At 69.4% G+C, this 19,678-nt stretch carries 18 protein-coding genes; 6 read left to right on the top strand and 12 right to left on the bottom strand.

Annotation, left to right across the window (positions count from 1 at the left end):
• Positions 1-78 precede the first annotated feature (78 nt).
• Both SALPAC2_RS0103660 and SALPAC2_RS0103655 read left to right on the top strand, forming a co-directional pair.
• On the top strand, positions 79-627 hold the full coding sequence (locus SALPAC2_RS0103660; protein ID WP_018215283.1) for a hypothetical protein: 549 nt from the start codon (positions 79-81) through the stop codon (positions 625-627).
• 165 nt (positions 628-792) lie between these two features.
• Complete coding sequence (locus SALPAC2_RS0103655) at positions 793-2,271, top strand: glutamate--cysteine ligase family protein (protein WP_018215282.1); 1,479 nt, start codon at positions 793-795, stop codon at positions 2,269-2,271.
• A 22-nt stretch (positions 2,272-2,293) separates the two neighbouring features.
• On the opposite strand, the gene SALPAC2_RS27750 is transcribed toward SALPAC2_RS0103655, so the two are convergent.
• Positions 2,294-2,737, bottom strand: coding sequence for a DUF6069 family protein (locus tag SALPAC2_RS27750; RefSeq protein WP_018215281.1), 444 nt, complete (start codon positions 2,735-2,737; stop codon positions 2,294-2,296).
• A gap of 110 nt (positions 2,738-2,847) precedes the next feature.
• Here SALPAC2_RS27750 and SALPAC2_RS0103645 point away from each other — a divergent pair, with 110 nt between their 5' ends.
• Positions 2,848-3,378, top strand: coding sequence for a MarR family winged helix-turn-helix transcriptional regulator (locus SALPAC2_RS0103645; RefSeq protein ID WP_018215280.1), 531 nt, complete (start codon positions 2,848-2,850; stop codon positions 3,376-3,378).
• A 128-nt stretch (positions 3,379-3,506) separates the two neighbouring features.
• Positions 3,507-4,361, top strand: a complete 855-nt coding sequence (locus SALPAC2_RS0103640; protein ID WP_018215279.1) for a TrmH family RNA methyltransferase — start codon at positions 3,507-3,509, stop codon at positions 4,359-4,361.
• A 37-nt stretch (positions 4,362-4,398) separates the two neighbouring features.
• On the opposite strand, the gene SALPAC2_RS0103635 is transcribed toward SALPAC2_RS0103640, so the two are convergent.
• The 9 genes from SALPAC2_RS0103635 to SALPAC2_RS0103595 all read right to left on the bottom strand — a co-directional run bounded on the left by SALPAC2_RS0103635 (position 4,399) and on the right by SALPAC2_RS0103595 (position 16,749).
• Complete coding sequence (locus SALPAC2_RS0103635; protein WP_018215278.1) at positions 4,399-5,265, bottom strand: SDR family oxidoreductase; 867 nt, start codon at positions 5,263-5,265, stop codon at positions 4,399-4,401.
• Positions 5,266-5,441: 176 nt separating this feature from the next.
• Positions 5,442-6,725 (bottom strand): citrate synthase, encoded by a 1,284-nt coding sequence (locus SALPAC2_RS0103630; RefSeq protein ID WP_018215277.1) that lies wholly within the window; start codon positions 6,723-6,725, stop codon positions 5,442-5,444.
• A 426-nt stretch (positions 6,726-7,151) separates the two neighbouring features.
• Positions 7,152-9,236 carry a sulfatase-like hydrolase/transferase gene (locus SALPAC2_RS0103625; protein WP_018215276.1) on the bottom strand — a complete coding sequence of 695 codons (2,085 nt, stop codon included), beginning with the start codon at positions 9,234-9,236 and terminating at the stop codon, positions 7,152-7,154.
• On the bottom strand, positions 9,229-10,641 hold the full coding sequence (locus SALPAC2_RS0103620; RefSeq protein WP_018215275.1) for a class I SAM-dependent methyltransferase: 1,413 nt from the start codon (positions 10,639-10,641) through the stop codon (positions 9,229-9,231). The genes SALPAC2_RS0103625 and SALPAC2_RS0103620 overlap by 8 nt, the downstream gene beginning before the upstream one ends.
• Positions 10,638-10,796 (bottom strand): hypothetical protein, encoded by a 159-nt coding sequence (locus SALPAC2_RS27450; RefSeq protein ID WP_018215274.1) that lies wholly within the window; start codon positions 10,794-10,796, stop codon positions 10,638-10,640. Before SALPAC2_RS27450 ends, SALPAC2_RS0103620 begins: the two co-directional genes overlap by 4 nt.
• A gap of 163 nt (positions 10,797-10,959) precedes the next feature.
• Positions 10,960-12,192 carry a bifunctional glycosyltransferase family 2/GtrA family protein gene (locus tag SALPAC2_RS0103610; protein WP_018215273.1) on the bottom strand — a complete coding sequence of 411 codons (1,233 nt, stop codon included), beginning with the start codon at positions 12,190-12,192 and terminating at the stop codon, positions 10,960-10,962.
• Complete coding sequence (locus SALPAC2_RS0103605) at positions 12,189-14,501, bottom strand: ArnT family glycosyltransferase (RefSeq protein ID WP_018215272.1); 2,313 nt, start codon at positions 14,499-14,501, stop codon at positions 12,189-12,191. The genes SALPAC2_RS0103610 and SALPAC2_RS0103605 overlap by 4 nt, the downstream gene beginning before the upstream one ends.
• Before the next feature lie 45 nt (positions 14,502-14,546).
• Positions 14,547-15,980: a sensor histidine kinase gene (locus SALPAC2_RS0103600; RefSeq protein ID WP_026184381.1), complete on the bottom strand. Its 1,434-nt coding sequence runs from the start codon at positions 15,978-15,980 to the stop codon at positions 14,547-14,549.
• A gap of 22 nt (positions 15,981-16,002) precedes the next feature.
• On the bottom strand, positions 16,003-16,749 hold the full coding sequence (locus tag SALPAC2_RS0103595) for a response regulator transcription factor (protein ID WP_018215270.1): 747 nt from the start codon (positions 16,747-16,749) through the stop codon (positions 16,003-16,005).
• 208 nt (positions 16,750-16,957) lie between these two features.
• Between SALPAC2_RS0103595 and SALPAC2_RS0103590 the strand changes: the two genes are divergently transcribed.
• Both SALPAC2_RS0103590 and SALPAC2_RS0103585 read left to right on the top strand, forming a co-directional pair.
• Positions 16,958-17,386 carry an OsmC family protein gene (locus SALPAC2_RS0103590; RefSeq protein WP_018215269.1) on the top strand — a complete coding sequence of 143 codons (429 nt, stop codon included), beginning with the start codon at positions 16,958-16,960 and terminating at the stop codon, positions 17,384-17,386.
• A gap of 297 nt (positions 17,387-17,683) precedes the next feature.
• Positions 17,684-18,529: a hypothetical protein gene (locus SALPAC2_RS0103585; protein WP_018215268.1), complete on the top strand. Its 846-nt coding sequence runs from the start codon at positions 17,684-17,686 to the stop codon at positions 18,527-18,529.
• Positions 18,530-18,620: 91 nt separating this feature from the next.
• On the opposite strand, the gene SALPAC2_RS0103580 is transcribed toward SALPAC2_RS0103585, so the two are convergent.
• A complete protein-coding gene (locus SALPAC2_RS0103580) occupies positions 18,621-19,106 on the bottom strand; it encodes a hypothetical protein (protein ID WP_018215267.1) in 486 nt (161 codons plus the stop codon).
• Positions 19,107-19,328: 222 nt separating this feature from the next.
• Entirely contained in the window at positions 19,329-19,634 is a 306-nt protein-coding gene (locus SALPAC2_RS0103575) for a hypothetical protein (protein WP_018215266.1), read from the bottom strand.
• Positions 19,635-19,678: the final 44 nt, after the last annotated feature.

Genomic DNA, 19,678 nt, shown 5'->3' with positions numbered 1-19,678 from the left:
CCCGCGCCACGTGACCAGCGTTCATTCCCCCCATTCACCCACACCGGCCGATACCATCGGTGAACAGATCAACCCTGGGTGGTGGCGATGGACAGCGACCTACATGCCCCACGGATCACTCATCCGACGGCGCGCATCGTCACCGGGCGAATCGTCCGGTTACTCGAGGGCTACCCGCGTGAGGTACGGGTGGGCCAGCCGGTGCTGGTGGCGGTGCTCGTGGCAGCCGGCGTGGTCAGAATGCTGATGGCCCTGCTCCAACAGCTCGCGGCGGCCGATTCCGGCCGCGGCCGGCGCACCTTCAAGGAGCTCCGGAACGGGCCGGAGTTCCTGGTTACCCCCGTCCGCCTGCGGGACTCCGTCGGACGGCTGTGCGAGGTCGAGCTACACGGACACCTGCCGCAGAGTGCCCTGCACCCGGCCGACCACGTGCAACTCACCCTACGCCGGCAGCGCGACTCCGAACTTCCGCCGAAGATCGAGCGGATCGTCAACCTCACCACCGGCCAGTCGCTCACCCCGCGTACGGCGACCCTCTGGTCGCATCTCGGGCCGCCGCTCCTGCTCCAGGCCAGCCTGGGCCTGCTGCTGCTGGTCGCGGTGGCCGCCGGTGCAAGCCTGCTCTGAGCCGGCTCCGGTAACCGCTCGGTCCACGCGGTAGCCCGGGCGCGGCCCGGATCGACGGGAGTCTGTCGTGGCCCACCGGTGGGTGGGAGAAACAAACAGGTCTACCGCCGTTGGACACACTGTGCGACTGTCAGGTAACGGGCCAGCGGTGACAGGGCGGTAACCATGGGCGAGAACGTTGACGTGCGGACCTTCGACCGTGCGGATCGAGCCCGATATCGCGAAAAGCTCCGCCGCTGCCTCCATGCCTTCGCCGAGTTGCTACCAGACTCCCGGTTCGATGTGGATCGACCGGCGACCGGGGTGGAGATCGAGCTCAATCTGGTCGACGACATGTCCCGGCCCACGATGCGCAACGCCGCAGTGCTGGCCGCGGTGGCCGACCCAGACTTCCAGACCGAGTTGGGTCAGTTCAACCTGGAGATCAACGTAGCTCCCCTGCGGCTCGCCGGCACCGGGGCACTGGAGTTCGAGAAGACGCTGCGTGAGCGCCTCAACGCCGCCGACATCCGGGCACGCACCGTCGGCGCCCGTCTCGTCATGATCGGCATCTTGCCGACGCTACGGTCGGAACACCTCACCTCGGCGGCGCTCTCCGCGAATCCCCGCTTCGCACTACTCAACGAGCAGATCTTCGCCGCTCGTGGCGAAGATCTGCGAATCGTCATCAACGGCGTAGAGCGACTGACGACCACCGCGGACACCATCACTCCAGAGGCGGCCTGCACCAGCGCTCAGTTCCACCTCCAGGTCAGCCCCGCCCAGTTCGGCGACTACTGGAACGCGGCGCAGGCGATCGCCGGCGTTCAGGTGGCGCTGGGCGCCAACGCACCGCTGTTCTTCGGCCGGGAGCTGTGGCGGGAGACGCGGATCCCGCTGTTCGAACAGGCGACCGACACCCGCGCCGAGGAGATCAAGGCACAGGGCGTCCGTCCCCGGGTGTGGTTCGGGGAACGCTGGATCGCCACTGCCCTCGACCTCTTCGACGAAAACGTCCGCTACTTCCCCGCACTGCTTCCGGTCTGCGACCCGGAGGACCCAGTCGACGCGATCGCGGCGGGTGCCGTGCCGCAGCTGGCCGAGCTACGCCTGCACAACGGCACCATCTACCGGTGGAACCGGCCGAGCTATGACGTCCTGGCGGGCCGGCCGCGGCTGCGGCTGGAGAACCGCGTGCTACCGGCCGGGCCCACCGTGGTGGACACCATCGCCAACGGGGCATTCTTCTTCGGTCTCGTCCGCGCGCTGGCCGAGAGCGACCGACCACTGTGGTCACAAATGTCCTTCAACGCGGCCGAGGAGAACTTCACCACTTGCGCCCGACACGGCATCGACGCGCAGGTCTTCTGGCCGGGCCTCGGCCAGCTACCCGTCACCGAGCTGGTACTCCGCCGGCTACTCCCGCTGGCCCACCACGGGCTGGACCGCTGGGGAATGGACCCGACCGAGCGGGATCGGCTGCTCGGCATCATCGAGCAGCGCTGCCTCACCGGCCGCAACGGGGCGAGCTGGCAGGTAGCCACCCTGAACCGGCTGGAGTCCGCCGACCGCCTGGGCCGGCCCGAGGCGCTGCGCGAGACGCTCCGTCACTACGTGGACCTGATGCATAGCAACCGCCCAGCCCACGAGTGGCCCATTCCCTGACCCACCCCCGGTCAAATTCGGATCACCGGCCGGCGGCTGTCGGAGAGGTGCGGCGTAACACGGGAATGAGGAGCGCCGCGACAGCGGTGTGCATCAGCGCCAGGGTGATCCGGGAGCCGGTGGGAATGCCGGTACCGAGCAGCGGGCCGCCGTAGGAGATGATCAATACACTCAGGGCGATCACCGTCCAGGCGGTACGGGCCGGTCGGATGAGTCGCTCCAGCACCGCCAGGAGACCCCATCCCGCCAGCGACGTGCACAGGGACATGAGGACGACGGCGCCGAGTGGGACCGCCTCCAGCTCGGTGCTGCCCGGACCACTGGTGGCCTGGAGCTCCACGCCCAGGAACAGGACCGCGATGGCCCAGATGACAAGGTTGATGAGGACGATTCCCACCACCGCACCGAGTCGCCAACGGTTCCTCGCGGGCTCCGGTTCGGGCTGGGGATGGGTTCCGGTCTCCATCGATCCTTCCTTCCTTCGTTGATCCACCCCGACAAAACGATGACTTACGCAACTAACTGCTCGAAGCATAGACTTGCCACCCGCAACTGCGGAAGTAGTAGGGTGTGGAAATGTCAGCGACCGAACCGACCCCCCAGCCGGCGGTCGAGGAACCCGACCCGGTGCTGGTCGCCATCGAACGGGCCATGGTCAAAATTCGTCGCCGGCAGACGCAACGAGTACTGGGCCAGATCGTCACAAAGGACGAGCCACACATCGACCTGAACCAGATCGCCGCGGTAGACGCCGTGGCCGAAGGGCCCGACGAGACGCAGGAAGGCGTCACGGTTGGCGTGGTGGCCGAACGGCTTGGCATCGACCCGTCCCGGGCCAGCCGGGTGGTAGCGGCGACCATCCAGAACGGCTACCTACGTCGGATCGCCTCCCAGCACGACGGCCGACGGAGTTGCCTGGAGATCACCGACCAGGGGGCCGCCGCACTCGAGCAGACACACCGGGCCCGGCACGCGCTTTACGAACGCCTCCTCGCCGGCTGGACGGTCACGGACCGACGCGACCTGGCCCGGCTCCTGACCAGGTTCACCGCCTCGATCAGCGCGGACGAATCCGGCCCCGCGGCGCCGACCGCCAACCGCACGTGAGCGGCCCGATCGCGCCACGGCCCTGGCCAGCAGAAAGATCACCGGCCGCTGCCGACAGTGCAGCGGCCCGCCATTCCGCCTGGCAGCGCCAGCCGCGGGTAGGCGCAGTGAGGAGACACTGAGAGCACATGGCGAGAACAATCCGGGTCAGCACCCGAAACGCGACCTTCCAGCAGTGGCAGGCCCTGCTGACCAATCGCACCAAACGCCAGCGTGCGGGGGAATTCGTGGTCCAGGGGGTCCGGCCAATCACCCTCGCCGTCGAACACGGTTGGCAGATCCGTGCACTGCTGTTTCCCGCCGGGCAGAGCCTCTCCCGATGGAGTCGAGACCTACTGGACCGGGTCGGCGGAGCCAGCCCGGTCTCGGTGTCGCCGGAGCTGTTGGGTGAGCTCGGGGGCAAGGACGAGGAGCCACCGGAGTTACTCGCGGTGGTCGGCCTCCCCGAGGACCGACTGCAGCGCATACCCGACTCGGCCAACATGCTGGTGATGGTCTTCGACCGTCCGACCGCTCCCGGCAACATTGGTTCGCTGGTTCGGTCCGCGGATGCCTTCGGAGCCGCCGGCGTGGTCATCACCGGGCATGCGGCCGACCCCTACGACCCCAAGTCCGTGCGTGCGAGTACCGGGTCAATGTTCACCGTGCCGGTGGTGCGCGTGCCGAGCCACCGTGCGGTGCTGGACTGGGCCGACTCGCTGCGTGCTGCGGGCGTCCCCATCGAGATCGTCGGCACCGACGAAAACGGCGAGGTGGAGATCGCCGCGCACGACCTCACCGGCCCAAAGCTCATCGCGGTGGGTAACGAGACGCGCGGACTCAGCACGGCGTGGCGGCAGTCCTGCGACCGTACGGTTCAGATCCCGATCACCGGCGCCGCCAGCTCCCTGAACGCCGCCGCCGCGGCGACCGTCGTGTTGTACGAGGCCGCGCGGCAACGGTCGGCGTCGGCCGCCGGCGGGGTAGCTCCACCACGCCCGTAGCGACGGCCGACAAGGCAGGCCCACCAACCGCCTCGACTCAGGCGCGTACCTGCGTGAGCCAGTCGGTGACGGAACGTGGAGCGAGACCAAGCAGCCGCTGGGCGCTGTTCTCCTCGGCTACGGTGTTCCCGGCCTGGGCGTTCAACAGCTCGTACAGGCCCACCACGCCAGCGCTGGCACCGGCACCGAAGAGCGGGGTGATGAGATCGCCGAACGCGGCCGGCGTGATGGCCTCGTAGCGCACGTCCGTCCCCAGATAGGCGGAGAACCCCGCGGCCAGGTCCGCCCCCGTCAGCCCTGGCCGATGCCCGACGGCGACCGTACCGGTGGTGACGGTCGGATCGGTCAGGAGCCGGGTGACGATGTCTGCGACGTCCAGGTGGGAACTCCACGACACCGCAAAGTTCTCCGGAAGCGGATAGCGCAGGACCCCCTCCGCACGTACGGGCCCCATGACGACGGGCAGTAGCAGATTCTCCAGGTAGAGGCGCGGAGCGACCACGGCCGTCGGGACACCACTCGCCTCGATGCCACGGATCAGCTGGACGACCGGCGTCTCCGGCGCAGCCTGAAGCGGCGTCCCCGGCTGGTCAACGACCTGACCGCTGGTGGAGATGACCACCCGGCGAGGTCGGGCCGTGGCGACCGCCGCCGCGACCGCTTTGGCGTAGACTTCCAGATCGGCCGGCGCCCCCAAGGGAAGGTGGACGAACACACCATCCGCACCGGTGTAGCTCGCCGCCAACGAGTCGGCATCCGCCAGGTTGACCGCGGCCGAGGCGAATCCGTCCGGCACCGTGGTGGTGTCCCGGACCGCCGCGACCGCGCGCTGCCCCGCCGCCTGGAGAGCGGACAGCACCGGGAACCCCTGAGCGCCAGTGGCGCCATGCACGATGTAAGACATCTCGAAATTAACGCATATGGCGGTGCAGTCACGCCAGTTCGGGTAGGGGTCCGCCGACCGGCAGCCAGATCACGGGTGTCCGGCAGTCCCGATACCCGCAGGCAGCCGGCAGTCGCTGAGCCCGACCACAGGGTCAACGACTGCCGGCTGGATAGGTTAGCGAGAGTTCACGCCGTTCAGCGCTGCTCGAGGTTGACGTAGTCGCGCTGCATGGCACCGGTGTAGACCTGCCGCGGACGGCCGATCTTCGTCTCCGGGTCCTTGATCATCTCACGCCACTGGGCGATCCAGCCGGGGAGCCGCCCCAGCGCGAACAGCACCGTGAACATCTTCGTCGGGAAACCCATGGCCTTGTAGATCAGGCCGGTGTAGAAGTCCACGTTCGGGTAGAGCCGGCGGGAGACGAAGAAGTCGTCGGCGAGCGCAATCTCCTCCAGCTCCATCGCGAGGTCCAGCATCGGGTCCGAGATGGACATCCGACCGAGCACGTCCTGGGCGGCCTTCTTCACGATGGCGGCCCGAGGGTCGTAGTTCTTGTAGACCCGGTGGCCGAAGCCCATCAGTTTCGCACCGGCCTGCCGGTCCTTGACCCGCCGTACGAAGGAGCGGACATCGCCACCGTCAGCCCGGATCGTCTCCAGCATCTCCAACACGGCCTGGTTCGCACCGCCGTGCAGCGGACCGAAGAGGGCGTTCACCCCCGCCGAGACCGAGGCGAAGAGGTTGGCGTTGCTGGAACCCACCAGCCGTACGGTCGAGGTGGAGCAGTTCTGCTCGTGGTCGGCGTGCAGGATGAACAGCATGTCCAGCACCCGAGCCATCACCGGGTCAACCTCGTACGGCTCGGCCGGCACGCCGAAGGTCATCCGGAGGAAGTTCTCCACGTACCCGAGGGAGTTCTCCGGGTAGAGCAGCGGCTGGCCGATCGACTTCTTGTAGGCGTACGAGGCGATGGTCGGCACCTTCGCCATCAGCCGGACCGTCGACATCTCCACATGCTCGTCGTCGAACGGGTCGAGACTGTCCTGGTAGAAGGTGGAGATGGCGCTTACCGCCGAGGAGAGCACCGCCATCGGGTGCGCGTCCCGGGGGAAGCCGTCGAAGAACCGACGCATCTCCTCGTGCAGCAACGAGTGTCGCCGGATCCGCTCGGTGAACTCGGTCAGCTGCTGCTGGGTGGGGAGTTCGCCGTAGGTCAGCAAATATGAGACCTCCAGGAAGGAGGACTTCTCCGCCAGCTGCTCGATCGGGTAGCCACGGTAGCGCAGGATCCCCGCATCGCCGTCGATGTAGGTGATCGCGGACGAGCAGGCGGCGGTGTTCACGAAGCCAGGATCATAGGTCGTCATCCCAGTCTGCTTGAGCAGCTGGCTGACCCCGATGCCGGCGGGACCCTCGATCGCCGTGTTCACCGGCATCGACATCTGCCCACCGGGATGATCGAGCTTGACTTCCGTCATGTGCGTCCTCGCTTTGCCGACAGATCTTCTTCGTTGAATTTCCTTCGCGTTACCGTATTCGTGCTTCCCAGGACACCGCCCCCCGGTGGTTCGCCGGTGAGGGATGCGTCACCCATTTCCCGGCCGACCGGCCCAGAAACGCCGACCGGGTCTACCGCCCGAGACCGAGGAGTCAGCCGAGGCAGGACAGGGCAGGACGAAGCCGCTGGACCATAAATATCGGCACCAATCGCGGCAGAACACCATAAATTGCCTGGTTCAGGCCGGGAGGAACAGGCTGGACCACCCGAGCGCTGGCGACCGCGGCCAGCAGAACGAGGCCGAGGCCAGCGGCCAGCGGCGGTAAGCGACCAGGGAACAGGGAACAGGGACCAGGGACCAGAGACCAGCGACCAGCGACCAGCGACCAGCGACCAGCGACCAGGGTCAGGAAAGCGCGAGCCGGGTCAGCGTGCCATCGGGGGCGACGAGGAAAAGATCAAGCTGATTGGTTCCCGGCCGAAAAAACTGATCATTATCGATTAGGGCGGCGAACCGGCGCCCGCCCTCGTCCCGGCTAACCACCGGAACCACGACGGCAACCCGGTCGTTGATGGCCACCGCCAGCGGGGTGCCGTCGGGGACCTCGTCGGGCAGGTCACCCCAGACCAACGCGGGTAACAGGCCCTGGTCCGGATCCACCTCCCGGAAGGCAGCCAGGTTCTCGACCTGGGCCACCCCCGCCGTCGGCTGATCCGGCGCTGTGCTGCCGATCAGCGGGTGCGGCGCGGCTGGCGGCACGACGGCGGGAACGCCACCGTCGATCGGGATCGGCTGGGCGGGCCGGTCATAGAAGACCTTACTTTCCTGCGCCCGGGGCGCCTCCCGCGCCGACAACCCGTCGACCTCCCAGGGCAGCCGAATCGCCGCCTCGTCGGCGAGGGTGGGCAGCAGATCGACGTGCTGCCAGTCCCGGTCGTCGACCCGGCCGGTGCGTTGCCCGGGATACTTGACAAACAGCGGCACCCAGGCCACCTCGTCGGCCGCGGCTTCGATCGCGCCCATCCCCCGCCCCGGCGCCCCCTCGGTGAAGCTCACCCCGTGGTCGGCGGTGACCACCAGCAGGGCGTCGTCGTAGAGTCCGGTGGCGCGCAGCGTACGCACAGTCTCGCCGATCAGCCGGTCGGTGTAACCGAGCTGGGCCAAGTGGCGCTGACGGGCCAACTCCGCCCAGCCCTCCCCGTCGTTCGGGAAGTCCTCCGGCGCCGCATAGCGCATCCCCGAGGGCAGATACGCCCATGGCGAATGCGGCATCAGCAGGTGCAGGAAGTGCAGGGTGGGCCGGTCAGACGGCCGGAGCCCGGCGAGGAAGCTACTGAATCGGGCCGGTTGGTTGTCACTCAACCGGTCCCAGCGAAACGTCGGATCCTCCGGGATCGGCTCGGCCGCGTCGAGGCCAGCCTCGGCGGCGGTCTGTTCCCGGTAGGAGTCCGCCGGGTCAACCCGGCTCTCTGTTGGCGCGGATATCCGGGCCAACAACTTCGCGCTCTCCCGAGCCAGTACCCCCATCCCCTGCTCCCGACCCAGCGTCGTCTCACAGCGGCTGGGCGGGCAGAGGCGGGCGATGCTCTCCTCGGCGCGGATGTCGTAAAGGCCACCGAAGGCGGTGAACAGGTTGTCCGGATGGTGCGAATAGTGGGGGGCCGCCCCGGTGGCCGGATAGCGGCCGGTCAACATCGCCGGCAACGCGTACGGCGTCCAACCGCTGACCCCGGTCGCGTTCCGGTACCAGGTCGAGCCGGCGGCCAGCTCGGCGAAGTGCGGAAACCGGTCCGCGTCGACCTGCCCGTCCGGGTTGAGCAGGGAGACCAGGGGCAGTTCGTCCAGGACCAGGAGAACCACCGGCGGGTGGCCACCAGCGCGGGCCAGCCCGACGGTGCCGCCGTCCCAGCGCGGCAACACCACCGCCGAAGTGGGCGACACGAGCAGGAACAGCGCGACGAAGACCACTGGCCCGAGCGCCGCGACCCGTAGCACGCGGGCCGGGGCACGCCACCGCCGGTAGGCCACCGTCGCCGCCGCCGCGAGGACCACCGCCAGCAGCAACAACGGCACGCCCCGCAAAGGTGTGGTGTGCCGTCCAACCTGCACGGCCAGCGCGGTGAGCAGTACCCCCACAAGCAGCGTCTGGGTCCACTCCCGGGTGGCACGGCCGGCGAGCCGCGACGTCGCCGCGAGCGCGCCGATCGCGAGGGTCGGCACGATCGCGACCAGCACGACCAGTTGTACGATCTCGCCACGGCTGGCCCGGTGGAAGAGGAAGAAGTCCGGGCTCTGGCCGAGCACATCCAACAACGGCTGAGTAACCGCGAGCCCGAGCAGGGCGGTGAGCTCCAGTAGCCGGAGCCCCTCCGCTCTCCAGCCACGCCGCGGCGCACCGTCGGGGTCCCCCGCTGCGCCGGCTCGTCGATCAGCGGCGCCGTCAACGTCCTCGGGTCGATCCGGGGTGGGCGCGACGTCCGGGTCAGCCACTCAGGACCACCCGGTACAGGGTCCGGCTACCCGAGGGCAGCCGAAGGCGTTCCTCAAGGTGACCGTGGGCAGCGAGCAGCCGCTCGAACTCGTCCCGGTGGTAGTGGGGGAAGGTGTCCTGCGGTTTGTTGGCCAGCAGCCGACGGGCCATCGGATCCTCCGGGTGTACGAACTCCACCACCAGCCGGGTGCCGGGCCGACCGAAACCGGCCAACCACGCGACCACCTCCGGCAGCGGGACGTTCCGCCCCACCGCGAGGTGGTGCACCACCGCCAGGGCGAGGACGACATCAGCCCGCGCCCGATCACCGAAGGAGGCCCGTTCGATCCCCCGCCAGCCGCCGCCGGGTGACGGGTCGGCCAGATCCATCACCAACGGCAGGATCCGCTGCTCCCCCTCGGCCCGCAGCTCCCGGTACAGCCGGTCAACCACCCCAGGATCCTGTTCGACGGCGACAACGTACTCGGCGTGACGCGCGGCCAGGCGGGCGTACCGGCCGTCGTTGGTCCCGAGGTCGAGCGCCAGCCGCGTCGGGGGCCCGGCGGTCAGCGAAGCGGCGACGAAGCGCTCCTTGGCGGTCCGGTCCTCGGCGGTGTAACCGCAGGTGCGCTGGTAGTCAATCCAGTGGCTGGCGGGCGGCGACCGGTCCAGCCGGCGGACGAGGCGTTGCAGACGGCGTACCGTGGCGACGGCGAGGTCGCGGGAGTAGCCGGCGTCGCGCAGCTGGTTGCGGACCTCGGCCGTACTCGATTGGGCGTTGCGTCGCTGCATCGCGTCGTGCAGGTGAACGTGGGTGAGCACGCCGGGGCGGAACCGGCGACGGCCGGTGAGCAGCCGACGAATCTGGTCCGCCTCGATGCCGTCCACCTGGGCCCGCAGCAACGGCTGGAAGTCCAGCCCCAGGTGGGCACCGAGGAGTAACGGGTACAGCAGGGTCTGGCAGAACTGGCGGTAGCCGGCCCAGGGCTCACCGTCCCGGACCGGGGCGAACGAGCCGATATCGATGAAGACCGGCTCCACGCCGCGCCACTGCAGGTTGTACGCCGAGCCGTCCTTGGTGGTGAAGCCCTCCGGCAGCGCCGCCTGGAGGATGTCCAGGTGCAGCAGGGCGGCGTCCCGCAGCATGCCGTGGGACCATTCGTACGGGTGGGAGACGAACGGGATGCGTTCGTGCCGGAGCACCGCGGACCAGCCCGGCGGGGCCGGGCTGGTCTCCACGGTGTCGCAGACCTTACCCTCGGCAAGCAGTGCCGCGAAGAAGTCGCTGCCGGCGAGGGCCCGCCAGTCGGTGGCGGCCCGCTCGTCCAACCCACGCAGCACGTCGTCGCCGCGGTGGAAGACCCGATTCGCGGGATCCCGAAAGGACGCTGGCTCCGCCCGCAGGTCGGGATACGCAGATGTCATGCCGGTCGGTTCCGGTCGGTGGGCTGCTTACGGAACCGGGCCACCAAGCGTCGCCAGTAGAGCTTGCCGGCGACCGCGACACCCGCTGCCCCGCCAACCACCGCCTGCACGATCAGGCTGCCCGATCCCGCATCCAGGTAGGCCAGATGATCCACTGGCTACTCCTTCCGATCTCGCTCCTCGGCCCACCAAACCGGGCGCACCGGGAGGTGCTCCAATACGCTGAGGATGTATTCGGACACAGTACGCGCATGCAGGGCGCAATGCGGGTCATAACCACGCCAGCATTCTGATTTGGTGGCGATTCAGCCCCAACCGTCAGCCACCCCGCCGGTGGTGCATGGCATAGCGGAGCAGCACGAACCGCAACACCGTGGCGGCTAGGTTCGCGACGACCAGCACCGCCAACTCCACCGTCCGCGTCGGAGCCGCCACCACGGCGTGTAGCAACGCGAGCGAACCACTGGTCAGCGCAAGGCCCAGCCCGAAGGCCACCAGGCCTTGCAGATGGTGCCGACCGGCGCCCCACCGACCGGTGATCCCGAAGGTCAGTCGCCGATTCGCCGCGGTGTTGGCTACCGCAGTGATCAACAGCGACAGCAGATTTGCCGGTTGGGCGCCGAGGACGCCGCGGGTGGCGACGTACAACAGCAGGTAGGCCACCGTGCTGGCCACCCCGACCAGGGCGAACCGGCCCAGCTGCCGGGGCAGCCCCACCGGCACTCGCGCCGGCGGCGGTGCGAGCGGGGCCCGTCCGAACTGCTCACGCAGATGCCGCAGCGGCAGCGCCCCGGTGAACAGGGCCCGCCCCAGCCGGCCGATGCCACGCAGGTCGGCCAGCGCGGTCGCCAACACATCCACCCGACTGTCCGGATCATCCACCCAGTCCACCGGAACCTCGTGGATGCGGAGGCCAGCCCGCTGGGCCAGCACCAGCAACTCGGTGTCGAAAAACCACCCGGTGTCCCGGACCAACGGCAGCAGCTGGGCCGCCACGTCAGCCCGGATCGCCTTGAAGCCGCACTGGGCATCGGAGAATCGAACGGCGAGGGTGCCCCGAAGCAACAGGTTGTACCCCCGCGAGATCACCTCCCGCTTCGTACCCCGAACCACCCGTGAGGTTCGGGCCAGCCGGGTGCCGATGGCAAGGTCCGAATGACCAGAGATGAGCGGCGCGACCAGCGGCAGCAGCGCCGCCAGATCAGTAGACAAGTCCACATCCATGTAGACGAGCACCTGCGCGGGTGAGGCCGACCAGGCGGCCCGAAGCGCCCGCCCACGCCCCTTGGCATCCAGATGTAGCACCTCGACACCGGCGAGGTCGGCGGCGAGCGACCGGGCTACGTCCAGCGTGCCATCGACACTGGCGTTGTCCGCGATCGTGATCCGGAATGGGTACGGGACATTCGCGCGTAGATGTGCGTGCAGCCGCCGCACGCACGGCCCGAGGTCCGTCTCCTCGTTGTAGACGGGAATCACCACGTCCAGGATGGGCGCCGTGACAACAGGCTGGATCCACTCGGTAACCCGGACTTCGGTTGTATCGATCATGCTTCCTCTCCCTCGCTACTCAGGTCGTAGATAGTGATTCCGTCCACGGTTCGCGCCTCGAACGTCTCCGCCACCCAGGCGGCGATCTCGGAGGAGGCGGAGCTGCCACCGTTGGCACCCCGGAAGCCATCCCCGTCGATGAACCAATGGATCTCTCCGGCAGCGACGTAACGCTGGAACTCGACGACGGTCGGGGCGGGATCGGTGCCGTTGAAACCACCCACGGGCAGCACCGGCTCGCCGGTGGCCAGCTGGTAGCCGGCAGCGTTGTTCGCACCCACCGTGGCCGCGACCCACGTGTAGCTGTCGCTGTCGAGTTCAAGGAGCTCGCGCAGTTGCGCGCTGGGAACGCGGGCACCCAGCAGCCCACCGGCACCGCCCGGCTGGCCGAGCTGGTGCTGCCCGCCGGACTGGTCTGGCCCACCGGGCTGACCGGAGCCGTTCGGGCCACCGGGCCCACCGGGTTGACCCGACCCGTTCGGCCCACCGGGCTGACCCGACCCATTCGGGCCACCGGGCCCACCGGGTTGACCCGACCCGTTCGGCCCACCGGGCTGACCCGATCCATTCGGGCCATCGGGCCCACCGGGTTGACCCGACCCATTCGGCCCACCAGACCCACCGGGCGGACCCGGCTGGCGGTTGTCGGATGCCATGCCGGATTGCCGATCCGGACCCTGCGGCAGCTGCGCGGCGCCGGGAGGCTGCCCGCCACCGGCGGCGCCGGGGCCCTCGCCGGCGCCGTCAGACCGATCGCTGACCTCGCGAGCCAGCTCCGGTCCCGCCGTGGGAACCCCACCGTTGTGCGCCGACGCGGCGGCATGTAACGAGTACGCCACCGGCCCGGCGAGGGCCGCCGCGGCACCCAGCGCAAGCCCCGCCACCCCAACTGATCGGGGCAGCCGAGGAGAGAGCACCAACAGCGCCGCTGCCGCGAGGCCACCCACCAGAACCGTGGTACGCAACCACGGATACCAGTCCGGGCTACGAGCCAGCAGCAGCCAGGACCATCCCACGGTGCTGGCCAACGCCCCGGCCAGGATGACGGTGGCGGCATGGGGCTGCCGACGCCAGACAGCGCCGGGCGGCGCGGTTCGCACCCGCCACAGGAGCGTGACACCGATCCCGACCAGGGCACCGACCGCCGGTGCCAGGGCCACGGTGTAGTACTCGTGGAAGATCCCGGACATGAAGCTGAAGATCGCCCCGGTGACCAGCAACCAGCCGCCCCAGATCAGCAGCCCGGCGCGGGTCAGGTCGGTCCGCGGAGCCCGCCCGACCACCAGTAGACCGGCGGCGAGCAGGATCAACGCGGCGGGCAACAGCCAGGCGATCTGCCCGCCAACCTGGTCGTCGAACATGCGCAGCAGGCCGGCCCCGTCACCCAAGCCCCCTCCGCCGGGCTGCCCCACGCTGCCTTCCTCGCGGCCGGTGATGCGGCCGAGACCGTTGTAGCCAAGGGTCAGCTCGAGGACACTGTTGGTCTGCGATCCGCCGACATACGGGCGAGCGCTGGAAGGGACCAACTCGACGATGGCCACCCACCACCCCGCCGACAGCACGACCGCGAGGCCGGCCAGCAGGGTCTGGCGGATCCGCCGGCCGAGCCCGGTCGGCGCTGCCAGCAGGTAGACACCGGCAAGCACCGGCACCACCAGGAAGGCCTGCAACATCTTGGTGAGGAAGGCGAACCCGACCAGCACACCGGCGAGCACGAGCCATCGGGTCGCGGCCGTCTCGACCGCCCGTACGGTGGCGTAGGCGGCGGCCACCAGCAGCAGCACCAGCAGCGCGTCCGGGTTGTTGTACCGGAACATCAGCGTGGCCACCGGTGTGACGGCGAGGACCGCGCCAGCGATCAGCCCTGCTGCCGGGCCGTGCCAACGCCGTACCGCGGCGTGGAGCACCGCGACCGCGGCCACCCCGCACAGCGCCTGCGGCAGCAGCACCGCCCAGCTGCTCAGGCCGAACAGTCGTACCGACAGCGCCATCAGCCACAGCGCGGCGGGCGGCTTGTCAACGGTGATGGAGTTGGCGGCATCGAACGAGCCGTAGAAGAAGGCGGTCCAGTTCTGCGCGCCGGCCTGCGCCGCCGCCGCGTAGTAGGCGTTCGCCCAGCCGGAGACGTCGAGCCCCCACAGGTAGAGCCCGGCGGTAGCTAGCAGTAGCCCGCCGAGGCACGGGCGCTCCCAGCGGGCCGTCCGACGCGGCCTGGAGGTCGGCGCCGCCTCCGGTTCTGCCAGCGGTGGCCGGGCGAAGCCTGCCGACGGAGCGGCACGGGACCCGTAGGTCGTCTCGGATCTGTCCATGGCGGGAAGCCTGGCCGGCCGGGCTGCGCGACCCCCATGGGTTCGCTATGCCTCCGCTGTGGAATTCGGCAGCCGTACGGTGAACACGGTGCGACCGGGTCGGCTGCGCACCGAGACGGTCCCGTGGTGGGCGTCGACCACCGCGGCGACGATGGCGAGCCCCAACCCGGTGCTGCCCTGCGACCGCGACCGCGAGCTGTCCGCGCGCGCGAAGCGCTCGAAGACCTCTGGTTGCAGCTCCGCCGGAATACCGGGGCCGTCGTCGGCGACCCGGAGCACCGCCGCGTCGGGCTCAACAGCGAGGCTGGTGGTGACAGTGGTACCGGCCGGCGTGTGCACCCGGGCGTTGGTCAGGAGGTTGGCCACCACCTGGTGCAGCCGGGCCGCGTCACCGGGCACGGCGATCTGCTCCTCGGGCAGGTCCAACTGCCAGCGGTGTTCGGATCCGGCGACGTGCGCGTCACTGACGGCATCCACGACCAGCACGGAGAGGTCCACCGACGCGACCGCGAGCGGGCGACCTGAGTCGAGCCGGGCGAGCAGCAACAGATCCTCCACCAGGCCGGTCATCCGGGTGCTCTCGGACTCGACGCGGCGCAGGGCGTGCGCCACGTCGGGCGGCACCTGGTCCCGGCCTCGCCGGGCCACCTCCGCGTACCCTCGGATGGCCGCCAGCGGGGTCCGCAGTTCGTGACTCGCGTCGGCGACGAACTGACGCACCCGTGTTTCGCTGGCCTGCCGCGCGGCGAGCGCGGCGGCGACGTGCCCGAGCATTCGGTTGAGCGCGGCACCGACCTGGCCCACCTCGGTGCGGGTGTCGGTGTCGGCGCCCGGCACCCGCACCGGCAGCGTCACCGCGCCCCGGTCCAACGGCAATTCGCTGACCTGGGCGGCCGTGGCGGCGACCCGCCGCAGCGGGCGCAGGGTGCGCCGGACCATCAGTGCCCCGGTGGTGCCGGCGACGATCAGCCCGGTGCCCGCGATTCCGGCCTGCGCGACGACCATCCACATCACCGTCTCCTGCACCTCGGCGAGGGGGAGGGCGAACGCGGTCACCCGGCCGTCCGGCCACTGCCTGGCTATGGCCCGGTACTCCCCCTGCTCCAGATCCACCGTGCGCGGATCGGCGCCCGGCACCAGGCCGCCCAACGCCGCCACCGCCTCGGACGCGATGCTCTTCCCACCGTCCTCGCGGGCCTCGGTCTGGATGCGGGCCTCGGTGACCCGGCCATCCTGCAGTTCCGCGATGACCGACCCCACTCCCATTCCGGCCGGGATCTTGAGTTCCTGCCACTCGCGCCGCCGCTCGGGAGAGGGAAAGCCCTGTGGTCCGGCATCGGCCTGGAGTTGCCGGTCGATTCGGTCAGTTAGGAAGTCCCGTAACGCGACGGTGGTGATCCCACCGATGCCGACGCTAACCGCGGCCAGCAGGGAGACCAGGATGACCACCAGCCGGGTCCGCAGCGACCGACCGGCCACCCACCGCCGCCAACCCACCCCTTCAGTCGGCGGGCTTGAGCACATAGCCCGCCCCGCGCAGGGTGTGGATCATCGGCGCGCGGCCGACGTCGATCTTCTTGCGCAGGTACGAGATGTACAGCTCGACCACGTTGGCCTGACCTCCGAAGTCGTAGTTCCAGACGCGGTCCAGGATCTGCGCCTTGCTGAGCACCCGGCGCGGGTTACGCATGAGATAACGCAGCAACTCAAACTCGGTGGCGGTTAACGCGATCAACTTTCCGCCCCGGCTCACCTCGTGGCTGTCCTCGTCGAGGGAGAGGTCGCCGACGGTGAGCACGGCCTCCTGCCGGGCGGCGATCGCGAAGCCGGAGCGGCGCAGCAGCGCTCGCAGGCGGGCGATCACCTCCTCCAGACTGAACGGCTTGGTCACGTAGTCATCGCCGCCGACGGTCAACCCGGCAATCCGGTCCTCGACCGCGTCCCGCGCGGTCAGGAAGAGCACCGGCACGGTCGGAGCCACCTCGCGTAGGCGACGCAGCACCGCGAAGCCGTCCAGGTCGGGCAGCATCACGTCGAGCACCACGGCGTCCGGCTGGAACTGACGGGCCGTGCTCAGCGCCGCCATCCCATTGCCGGCGGTACGCACCTGCCAACCCTCGTAGCGCAGCGCCATCGACAGCAGGTCGGACAGGGTGGATTCGTCGTCAACCACCAGGACCCGCACGGGCTGACCGTCGGGGCGGCGGAGGTCAACCCGGGCTGGTCCCACCTGCTCGTTGGTCATCATGGCCCTCATCCTGGATGCTCCCGCTGTAGGGCGGTTGTGCGCTTCCTGTGCCCCCGCTGTGCAGGCTACTCGGACGCTCCCGGCCGGGGCCGAAACGAAACGACAGGCCCAGCCGACTCCGCTCCCCGGAGCTGCTCTTCGCTGCCCGGAGCGCGGTTTCGCGCGGCCGAACGCCGGGTAGCCCGGGGTGAGTGACGGGAGGAACACCATGTCCCAGCACAGCTCCTGGCTGAACGAGACAGCCACCGCGACGGCGGAGGGCGGGCACGTCCGCACCGAGGATGGCGGGCTCTCCACCGCCCTGGCATCCCCACTGGCTCCGCACTGCACCGGGCTGAGCCCGTCGCAGTTGCTCGCTGCGGCCTTCGCCTCCTGCCTGCACCACGCCGCGGTGGAAGCGGCCGGTGAGATCACCGACGAGGCCCACACGGTCCAAGTGCGGGCCGAGGCGAAGCTCGGCCGCGACGACGACGGCCGGTACCGGGCCGACGTGAACGCCTCCATCTCGTCGGTCGGACTGACCCGCCAACAGTTGGCTGACCTGGTGGAACACGCTGATCGGCTCTGGCCCTTCTCCACCGAGGATGCGAGCCGGCACCACCTGACGGTGGCGCTGACCGACAACGGCCGACACTGAGCCATGGCGATCCGGACCTGTCGGGTCAGCAGTCCGACCGACCACTGCTTAACCGAACGCCGGATCAGTCGCCAGCTGTTCGGAGGAGGGGTTAAGCCATGGATCAGGCCACCCGGCAAGATCAGAACCTTGTAACCTTTCCAGCTCCCTAAACGCCTATTTCCGACATTAGCGATAAATGAGGTTTGTACGGTTTCCCCGGACCTCATCCACCCCATCCGAACTGTGCGGCAATTAGTGACGCACCCCACGGATCGGACCGATGGCAGCGAGCGATCTGCTTTCTAGCCTCGGCGGATGCACCCCGACGACGCGTTCACCGAGAAGACAACACAGCACGGATCGGCTACCCAGTCGACCGATGAAACCTCCACCGAACGGACTACCCAGCCCGTCCGCACCTCCAGTAGCGGGCTACGCACGCTGCTGGCGTCAACCCCGGCCCGGGTCGCGCTCGCCGCCGGCCTCACCGGCTGCCTCGGCGTAGCCACTTTCATTGGGACGCGGCAGACCCCCGAGCAGCCCGAGCAGGCCGCAGTCGCCGAGGCGGCAGCGGAACGGGGCGAAGCGGCAGAGCGCGCTACGCGCTCCCTCCTTCGCGACGACGCCGCCTCGACCAGCCCCAGCCCGACCGAGACCGCCACCCCGACCGAAACCGCCAGCCCCACTGCGGCCGAGCAGGAGCCGACCTTCAGCATGCCGGCACCGCCCCAACCGGTCGCCGGGCTGACCCAGACCCAGATGGACAACGCAAAGACGATCGTCGACGTCGGGACCGAGATGAGCATCCCGCATCGTGGTCTGGTCGTCGCCATCGCCACCGCGATGCAGGAGAGCACCCTGCTCAACTACGCCAACGCGGGCGTGCCGGAGTCACAGAACTACCCGCATGAGGCGGTTGGTTGGGACCACGACTCGGTCGGCCTGTTCCAGCAGCGCGCAAGCACCGGCTGGGGTAGCGTCGCCGAGCTGATGACTCCGACTTACGCCGCCGAGGCGTTCTACCAGGCACTCCTACAGGTCCCCGGCTGGCAGGAGATGAGCGTCGCTTGGGCTGCCCAGTCTGTCCAGGTATCGGCTTTCCCCGACGCGTACGCCCAGCACGAAACCCGGGCGAACACCATCGTCGGCGCGTTGGTGTGACGGGATCCCGCGCCGCACAACCGGGTGCGTCCATCCCCACCAGGCGAACCATCCCCGGCGGGGCCATGGTCCCCGGTAGGCGAATTACCCCTCAGTGGGCGGCTCGGCTCGGCGCCACGGCGGAGGCGGCGGTCGGCGTGTCGGTCGGCACCGCCTCCGTCGCGCCACCGAGGATCTCGTCAACCCGGACCGCCCGGCGCCGTCGAGCGTGTAGCGCCGCCTCAAGCTCCCGACGGGCCTGCACCGCCTCGGTGTAGGCCTGCTCGCGCACCTGTCGAGCCTCCTCCCGGGCGGAGTCGAACTCCAGTCGCGCCCGGAGCAGCAAATCGGTCACCTCCCGCTCAGCGGCTTCCCGATCGGGTGGGTCAACGGGCCGCCGCGCCACGTCGCCAAGGTCGAGCCGCTGAAGCACCCCACAGAGACCCGCCGCCTCCTCGCGAATCTCGTCCCACTCCCGGCCGGCCCGCGCGGTGCCCTCTGCACGTGCCGCCAACCGGCTCAATCGAACCCCGAGCTCATCCAGGCAGGAATCGACCTGCCGCTGGTCGTAACCGACGTCTACGACGGAGAACCTCATACTGTCGCCCCCAGACAGCTGGTACGTCTATCCCCACTGTCGATCCTCGGTGCCCGGGGCCACCGCCGGGGACATTCGGGAAAAATATTCAACATTCGAACGACCCGCCGAGTTCCGACACCTCAGGTCACCGCTACCGTCGGTCCGGCCGAACGCTGCGGGCGGAAGAGCGGCACCGCGCCGCTCTCCATCGTCGATACCGCTGCTCACACCGCCCGCTGCCTACACCGCCCGCAGGTCAGGGCCGGTTACCCGCCCCGGCACCACCGTCGCTGGTTCGGCATCCCCAGGCGCGCCCGAATCCGGAGTCTGGAAGAGGTAGCGGAGAAACTCCCCGCCGGACTCGTTGTCGTCCGCACCGGGCCACTGCCCGACGCAATCCACCCCGATCACCTCCCGGCCCGTGCCGTCGCTCTCCTCAAGCAGGACCCACAGGCTGACCGGGTAGCACCGGGTGCCACCGGGTGCCAGCCGCCAACGTGCGTACCAGCCGGGTCGGGCGGGGATGATCTCGACGATCCGCTTCATCACGACCTTCCCTTCCGCATACCTCGGAAGTCCACCGGTCCACT

The organism is Salinispora vitiensis (genome assembly GCF_000378825.1).
GTDB classification, from domain to species: Bacteria; Actinomycetota; Actinomycetes; order Mycobacteriales; family Micromonosporaceae; genus Micromonospora; species Micromonospora vitiensis.
This window is presented reverse-complemented; position numbering and strand designations above follow the sequence as displayed.